Source organism: Serratia microhaemolytica (assembly GCF_004011885.1).
GTDB classification, from domain to species: Bacteria; Pseudomonadota; Gammaproteobacteria; order Enterobacterales; family Enterobacteriaceae; genus Serratia_G; species Serratia_G microhaemolytica.
Genome location: NZ_SBEF01000078.1, coordinates 1 through 3123, shown reverse-complemented (window position 1 = coordinate 3123; position 3123 = coordinate 1). Strand labels below are relative to the sequence as shown.

The window sequence follows — 3123 nt, the reverse complement described above, 5'->3', positions numbered from 1 at the left end:
TATCAAACAACATACCGGACTGAAAGACAGTATCGCCTCAAAGCGTAGACGGGCCGCCTGGTCTGCTGATTTTCGTAGCGAATTGATGTTTGCTTAAATTATATGCAAAGTGGAATCCCGCCCTGACCCGACACACCACCAGCGGCAGCGATGTTTTTTCTTATTGCTCTGATTGTGATGCTCTTCTTGTTCCATAGCCCTTCTTTGCTTACCCTGTGCTCTGTTTGTCCGCCGAGGTAGTTTACATTAACCTCGGCTGATGCACCCTATGTACTGGTGTTTGCCTGCTTATTCCAATAACCGCGAGGTGTTCTTTTTAAAATCAGGATAATATTCTTTATATAAGATATGATCTTCCGTGCTTACTTGATATTTTATCTTTAAACTTTCTCCTTTACGTGATCTCGGTAAGTTATTTATTGCAGTAAATTTCTCTGGGGTTCTTTTTTTATCATCATAGAAAAAGTCATAATCTATCCTTCCACGAACGGCTGTTAATTTGGAAATTGAAGGTGTCAGTGTGGTATGTAAACTGACGTGATTAACATCATTCTCTGTTTGTTTGGATAAATAATCTATCAACACAAAACTAAGCCTTGCAGTACGCGGATCTGTGCCTGATCTTCGTTCAAAACGACGAACAACTTCTTGTTTGATTTCATCAGTTATCTTTTTGCTTTCCAGAACATTAGGCGGAATTTTAGTATAGGCGGTGCTGATACTGAAGGCATTTAACCCCCAATTACAAGGCCCCCATGCCCAACGATATATCTTGGCTGTAACTTTGCCTTGACTATTCGGGGTATATTCTTTTGACCATCCTTGACGACCGAAGATTTGACCAAAATTAGAAAAGGTGATTTGCGTGCAAGCAGAAGAACGATAAGAGGCACCGACACGCAACTTCATGTCCGGTGGGATGGTTGCTTCTATTTCGGCATAAGGCTTACCAGTAAAAAACATGATAGGTAAATATGAACGAAAATAGTAAAATAGCAAGCCAAGCGGTAGCAAACTCCAGAGTAATAGCTTCTTTTTTATGCTCATTTTATATCCTTTAATTGATGGATGTTATTCTCTAATTTACCAATATCTTTCATTATCTCATCTAACTCTTTTTTATCATCACCCACCGGAACCTCTACCACATTGTCACTATTGTAGATTTTGCGCTGCTCCTTTTTGGCCAGTGCATATTTTTGCCCATACTTTTGTCGGTATTCCTGCAATGCCTGCTCGGATTGCTGCAAATCTTTCCAAGCATTCTGTTGCTGCTGCTGTGTTACATCTGGCTGATAATACCACTGTAGCAGCCGCGCGGCGGTATAGTGATAAATATTGCTTTCACCCAACAGGGTGCTGTGGTGGTCAAGCAAGCGTTGATCGAGCAGCAGCAGGGGGCGCCAATTAGCCTCACCACCGTAAAATGGCCGGTACTCGGCAGCCTCTGCGCGCTGTTGTAACCAGCTATGGCGCGAATCTTGCCGTGTTTCACAAATAAGTGCGGTCAAGCGCTGGTAGAGGTAGCTGGCATAGTTGCCTGAGCTGTGATCGGTAGGCACGGTTTTCCACTCCAGCGGGTTATCTTGTTCAGGGGTGGCATAGAGTTCAGCCACTTCTTGCCGCAGCTGCTCATCCGCCTGCTGATTGATCAGGCTGGTGGCCAGCAACACCTTGGTCTCGCGCCGCTGCCAGGATTTCACTGCCGGTTGCCCTTTGATATAACGTTCATAATTTAAATTTTTAAAATGCACCAAATCACCATGGTGGCTGTAATCCAGAGGCTCTGTCGGATCAATCATCAACGACGCGAGTGGCCTCAGGCTGAGCCTAATAAATTCCCTTGGCAGTACCTGGTAGTGTAGCCTGCCCAACCCCAGTGTCGGCACTGCAGTGATGGTGTCGCGGTTGTTAACATGGCGATAATGTGGAAAGGTTAACTGCTCAGTGATCGAGCGGGTAAAGGCTCGCGGCATACCATAGGTGTAAAGTAAAATTTCATTTTGAAATTTATCATACAAATAGGCGCTGTGAATCAGTGCCAACGCGCCGCCCAGGCTATGCCCACATAGATAGAGCTTTTTATCTGCGATAATGCGTGTAAAATCTTGATACCTGGCTGAGTTTTTATCATGCAACTCTGTCACAGTAAAAGCCTTTAAAAAACCGTAATGTGCATTGCCGGCTAGGCCAGTCACCGCTTCAGCATCGGTGGGGATCCCTTGGGCATCGGTCCAGATATCGGCTGCACCGGCGGTGCCACGCCAGGCGATGATCGCTTCCCCAGGCCTGGCGGCATAGAACAGTTGGGTATCACTCTCCCCTTCCTCATTCTCTTTCTTACTGGTATCAATAAAACCAAACTGCGCATAGCGTTCAGCAAAGGGCACATCTTTTGCCGCCAGCGGCAGGTATTGATCGTTCACTTTTTGTGGCAGTTGATCGAGATCCAGCAGTTGCCGGCAGAAAAAATCCTGCACCGAACCACGCGGGATCAGGTTTTCGTTAACGTCGTTATCGGCGTAAACCAGCACAGACATTAACGCCAAATTATAAGCATTGAGCAGGTTATAGTCTGCGGTGTGGGTTAAATAGGGTATCCAGGCACGGAACGGGCAGATCTCCACCACATGGCGCTGGCTCATTGGGTTAAGGCGCAACCCCTTCCCTAGTTCTACAGGGAAGTGATATTCCGGTAGTGGGTCTGTTTCTGGCCAGTTTGCGATATTCGGGCGGCTGTCACACAGTTCGCCGACACGTAAATAGTGGTAACGGTAACCGGCCGCTTCGGCGGCCGCTTTTACCGTGGAGCCCGCTTCACCACGCTGTACACGCAGTGGGCGTTGTGCCATCTCCTCCACCAGTGCCTGGGCGCCGAGCGTAATATACGCTGGGATCGCCATCAGTTTCTCTTCACGAATGATGCCGTTAAAATCGCTGCGCCCGTGACGGGTGACGCCGTTGCGGTCTCTGAGCTGGTAAGGCATGTTGGCAACCGGTTGCCCCTGTTCATCCAACAGTTCAATCTCTACCCAGTGGCGTAATAAATCACAGGAATAGTGGGTCGGTGGGCGTTTGCGTGGTGTGTTTTCGTTCGTCGTCATGATAAAGACACTCCTTGTT

At 47.5% G+C, this 3123-nt stretch carries 2 protein-coding genes; both read right to left on the bottom strand.

Annotated features, from left to right (window positions below):
• Positions 1-288: 288 nt before the first annotated feature.
• Positions 289-1047: a hypothetical protein gene (locus tag EOJ37_RS13780; RefSeq protein WP_127960462.1), complete on the bottom strand. Its 759-nt coding sequence runs from the start codon at positions 1045-1047 to the stop codon at positions 289-291.
• Entirely contained in the window at positions 1044-3104 is a 2061-nt protein-coding gene (locus EOJ37_RS13775; RefSeq protein ID WP_127960461.1) for a lipase family protein, read from the bottom strand. The genes EOJ37_RS13780 and EOJ37_RS13775 overlap by 4 nt, the downstream gene beginning before the upstream one ends.
• Positions 3105-3123: the final 19 nt, after the last annotated feature.

Bases quoted from the DNA above. Each gene is read 5' to 3' on its own strand.
- EOJ37_RS13780 (WP_127960462.1), bottom strand. From the start codon at position 1,047: ATGAGCATAAAAAAGAAGCTATTACTCTGGAGTTTGCTACCGCTTGGC.
- EOJ37_RS13775 (WP_127960461.1), bottom strand. From the start codon at position 3,104: ATGACGACGAACGAAAACACACCACGCAAACGCCCACCGACCCACTAT.